This is a genomic window from Streptomyces sp. NPDC054956 (genome assembly GCF_053609185.1).
This window is the reverse complement of record NZ_JBSGXB010000461.1, coordinates 1-4,400: the sequence shown is the minus strand read 5'-3', so window position 1 is coordinate 4,400 and position 4,400 is coordinate 1. Positions and strand designations below refer to the sequence as shown.

Below are 4,400 nucleotides of genomic sequence, written 5' to 3'. Positions count from 1 at the left end.
CCGTCGAAGCCCTTCTTCGAGGAGTCGTAGCCGATCTCCAGGATCTTGTCGCGGACGAGCTGCGCGATCGGCGCGTACGCCTTCGTCGTCACCTCCCCCGCGATGTGCACGAGACCGGTCGTGATGAGGGTCTCCACGGCCACGCGCGAGGTCGGGTCCTCGGCGAGGAGCGCGTCGAGGATGGTGTCGCTGATCTGGTCAGCGATCTTGTCGGGGTGACCCTCGGTCACGGACTCCGAGGTGAAAAGACGACGGGACACTGCACTCCCGGTGCGAATCGGCGGCGATTGACGAGAGCAGACAACAGCACTCGGGCGCACCGCGGTAGCGGCGCGCCGACCGCGATGCTGCGGGGATCCGCTTAAGCAGCGCTTGCACGCCACACCGGCATGAAGATCAGATCAGGTGCCGCCAGATCTCGATTTCCTCTTCGGACAATTCCACGGTGCCGTCCCATTTCTCGGGATGGCCGGGCGGCGGACCGCCGCCCAGGTGGTGCGGGAACCGGAGGGAAGGACCCTCCAGGGGCGGCCTCACCGCCTCCGGATCCTCGGGCGGCAGGGGAACCCACACCCCACCGACGGCACCCAGACCGGCGATGAACCTCCACCACTTTCGGCTGCGCACGGCTGCTGCCCTCCTGGGCTGGGGAAACGACAAACCACCGACCGGAGCATGGCGAGGGGGACTTGGCTTCGGCTTAAGCAGAGGTCGAGGCGCCACCCGCGCGAGCGCCCGCACGGGCCCCGGCATGGCAAGCCCATGGCAACGCGGCCGCACGGACATGGCGAGGCCGGAGCAGAACCGGCCGGTCGCCCGCCCCACCCGGCAGGATCTCGGCATTCTTCCGCCGCTCGGGACCGCGATTTCCGGCCGGGGCGGGCCTTTCGTTGACCGGCTTTCGCACCGGCGGATCTGATCGCTTTCATGCGTGCGCTCCACGACGGGATGCGCATTCCCGCCTTCTTTTCATCTCACGCCAATCAGGAGCAGCAGATGGGCAATCAGCAACTCGTCATGTGCGTCGTCGGCATCGGGCCACGCGGACTGTCCGCGCTGGAGCGTGTCTGTGCGAACGCCTCCGAGTTCCCCGACGTCGACGTGACGGTGCACGTGGTGGACCCGGAGAAGCCGGGTCCGGGCAGAGTCTGGCGCGGGAACCAGTCCCGTCATCTGCTGATGAACACCGTCGCTTCCCAGGTCACGCTCTTCACCGACGACACCGTGGAGATGTCGGGACCGCTGGCCTCCGGTCCGAGCCTCTACGAGTGGGCGCGGCTGATGACCCCGCTGGAGCCCGGCGAGGGCGGCCTGGACGCCGACTTCCTCGCCGAGGCCCGCCGGCTCGGCCCCAACACCTATCCGACGCGCGGGTTCTACGGCCGGTACCTGGAATGGGTCTTCCAGCACGTCGTGGCGCTGGCCCCGGCGCAGGTGGAGATCGTCGTGCACCACAGCCGCGCCGTCGCCCTCGACGACGGCGGCGACCACAAGGACGGTCCGCAGACCCTGCGGCTGGAGGACGGCACGGTCCTCGAGCACCTGGACGCCGTGGTGCTCTCGCTCGGCCACGTCCCGGCCGAGGAGCCCGAGTGGCTGCTGCGCCTGCACGAGGAGGCGGCCGCTCTGGGCCTGCGCCACCACCTGCCGGTCAACCCCGCCGACACCGACCTGTCGGGCATCGGCGCGGGCGAGGCGGTGCTGCTGCGCGGTCTCGGCCTCAACTTCTTCGACTACATGGCCCTGTTCACACACGGCCGGGGCGGTGTCTTCGAGGAGGACGGCGACCGTCTCGTCTACCGCCCCTCGGGTCTGGAGCCCCGGCTGTTCGCGAGCTCGCGGCGCGGAATCCCGTACCACGCACGGGGCGAGAACCAGAAGGGCGCCTTCGGACGGCACGTCCCGCTGCTGCTCACCGAGAAGAAGGTACGGGAGCTGCGCCGGCGCGCCGAGCTGAACTCGGGCCTCGACTTCCGTACGGAGATCTGGCCGCTGGTGGCCCGCGAGGCCGAGGCGGTCTACTACACCGCGCTGCTGGCCCGCGAGCACTCCGCGGCCTACGTGGACGCCTTCCGGGAGCTGCTGCTGACCACCGAGCGCGGCAGCGCGGCCGAGCGGCGCCTGCTCGGGGAGTTCGGCATCGCGGCCGAGGACCACTGGGACTGGGACCGGCTCGCGCAGCCGCACCAGGGGCTGGAGTTCACGGGGCCGGACGCGTACCGGACCTGGCTGCTCGGCCTGCTGCGGCGCGATGTCGCGGACGCGCTGGAGGGCAACGTCGAGGGCCCGCTGAAGGCCGCGCTGGACGCCCTGCGCGACCTGCGCAACGAGATACGCCTGCTCGTCGACCACAACGGGCTGACCGCGGCCTCGCACCGCGACGACCTCGACCGCTGGTACACCCCGCTCAACGCCTTCCTCTCCATCGGCCCGCCGACCCGGCGCATCGAGGAGATGATCGCGCTGATCGAGGCCGGGGTGCTCGACGTGATCGGCCCCGACATGCGGGTCGAACTCGACGCCGTGGGCCGCCGGTTCACCGCCTCCTCGGGCCGGGTCCCGGGCTCCGAGGTGCACGCGGGCGTGCTGATCGAGGCGCGGCTGCCCGACATCGACCTGCGCCGCACCGCCGACCCGCTGCTCCAGCACCTCAAGGCCACCGGGCAGTGCTCGGCCCACGTGATCGACGGCCCGGGCCGGGAGACGTACCCGACGGGCGGGCTCGCGGTCACGCAGCGCCCGTACCACCTGATCGACGCGGCGGGCGAGCCGCACCCGCGCCGGTTCGCCTTCGGCGTGCCCACCGAATCGGTGCACTGGGTGACGGCGGCCGGCATCCGGCCCGGCGTCAACTCCGTGACCCTCGGGGACTCCGACGCCCTCGCGCGCGCCGTGATCGCCCTGGCCGGCGTGCCGGCCGCGACGGTGCCCGCCGCGCGCAGCGAGGTGGCGCGATGAGCGGCCTCGACTCCGGACTGCTCTCCCCCGTCCGGGCGGGCACCCCCGTCGAACCGGTCACCGACGACCTGGCCTGGCTCCAGGCCATGCTGGACGCGGAGACCGCCCTGGCCCGGGCGCAGGCCCGGATGGGTCTGGTCCCCGAGGCGGCCGCAGCGGTCATCACCAGGACCGGGCAGGCCGGCGCGTTCGACCTGCGGGCCCTGGCCGAGGCGGCCCGGGGCGCGGCCAACCCGGTGGTGGGCGTCGTCCAGGCACTGACCGCGGCGGTGGCCGACGCCGACCCGGCCGCCGCCGACTACGTGCACCGCGGCTCCACCAGCCAGGACGTGCTGGACACGGCGACGATGCTGGTGGCGGCGCGGGCCCTGGCGGTGATCACCGCCGATCTGGAGCGCACCGCGGACGCCCTGGCCGCACTCGCCGCCGAGCACCGGGACACCCCGGCGGCCGGGCGGACCCTGACCCAGCACGCCGTGCCGACCACCTTCGGGCTGAAGGCGGCCGGCTGGCTGCAGGGCGTACTGGACGCCCTGGAGCGGCTGCGGGCCCTGGAGCGCGGCGGGCTGCCGGTGGAACTGGGCGGCGCGGCGGGCACGTTGGCGGGCTATCTGGAGTACGCGCGGATCGACGCCCCGGACAGCTCGGCGGCCGATCCGGGCCGCTACGTGACCGAGCTGTTCGGCGCGTACGCGGACGAGCTGGGCCTGGCCGTACCCGTCGCGCCCTGGCACACGGCCCGGACCCCGCTGGCCGATCTGGCCGCCGCCCTGACGCTGACGTCCGGGGTGCTCGGCAAGATCGCGGTGGACGTGCAGTCGCTGTCGCGCACGGAGGTGACGGAGGTCGGCGAGCCGACCGCGCCCGGCCGCGGGGTCTCCTCGGCGATGCCGCAGAAGGTCAATCCGGTCCTGGCCACCCTGATCCGGTCGGCCGCGGCGCAGGTGCCGCTCCTGGCCGTGACCGTGACCCAGGCCCTGCTCGCGGAGGACGAGCGTCCCGCGGGCGCCTGGCACGCCGAGTGGCAGCCGCTGCGGGAGTGCCTGCGGCTGGTGGGCGGGGCCGCGCACACGGCGGCGGAGCTGACCTCGGGTCTGCGGGTGCACGCCGACCGGATGGCGCACAACCTGGGGCTGACGGGCGCGCTGATCGTGGCCGAGCGGCTGGCCGCGGTACTGGCCCCGGTCCTGGGCAAGGCGGCGGCGAAGGCCGTGGTCACCCGGGCCTCGCTGGAGTCGGCCGCGAGCGGCCGCCCGCTGGGCGAACTCCTCTCCGGCGAACCGGAGATCGCGGCCCGCTTCACCCGCGGGGAACTGGACTCCTTCGCCGACCCGGCCCGCTACACCGGCGCCGCCGGGGCCCTGGTGGACCGTGTCCTGGCCCGCCACCGGGAGCTCGCGCGCACCCGGTGAGCCACCCGCACCCGGCGCGAAGGGGGCTGC

The 4,400-nt window shown here is 73.3% G+C and carries 4 protein-coding genes; 2 read left to right on the top strand and 2 right to left on the bottom strand.

The window, feature by feature from the left end:
- Both ACWGDE_RS36595 and ACWGDE_RS36590 read right to left on the bottom strand, forming a co-directional pair.
- The coding region (locus tag ACWGDE_RS36595; protein ID WP_453393397.1) for an S-adenosylmethionine synthetase N-terminal domain-containing protein at positions 1-260 on the bottom strand (260 nt) is incomplete at its 3' end.
- A 136-nt stretch (positions 261-396) separates the two neighbouring features.
- Complete coding sequence (locus ACWGDE_RS36590) at positions 397-627, bottom strand: DUF6059 family protein (protein WP_453393396.1); 231 nt, start codon at positions 625-627, stop codon at positions 397-399.
- Between the two features lie 369 nt (positions 628-996).
- Here ACWGDE_RS36590 and ACWGDE_RS36585 point away from each other — a divergent pair, with 369 nt between their 5' ends.
- A complete protein-coding gene (locus tag ACWGDE_RS36585) occupies positions 997-2,958 on the top strand; it encodes an FAD/NAD(P)-binding protein (RefSeq protein WP_453393395.1) in 1,962 nt (653 codons plus the stop codon).
- Complete coding sequence (pcaB, locus tag ACWGDE_RS36580) at positions 2,955-4,370, top strand: 3-carboxy-cis,cis-muconate cycloisomerase (protein ID WP_453393394.1); 1,416 nt, start codon at positions 2,955-2,957, stop codon at positions 4,368-4,370. Before ACWGDE_RS36585 ends, pcaB begins: the two co-directional genes overlap by 4 nt.
- Positions 4,371-4,400: the final 30 nt, after the last annotated feature.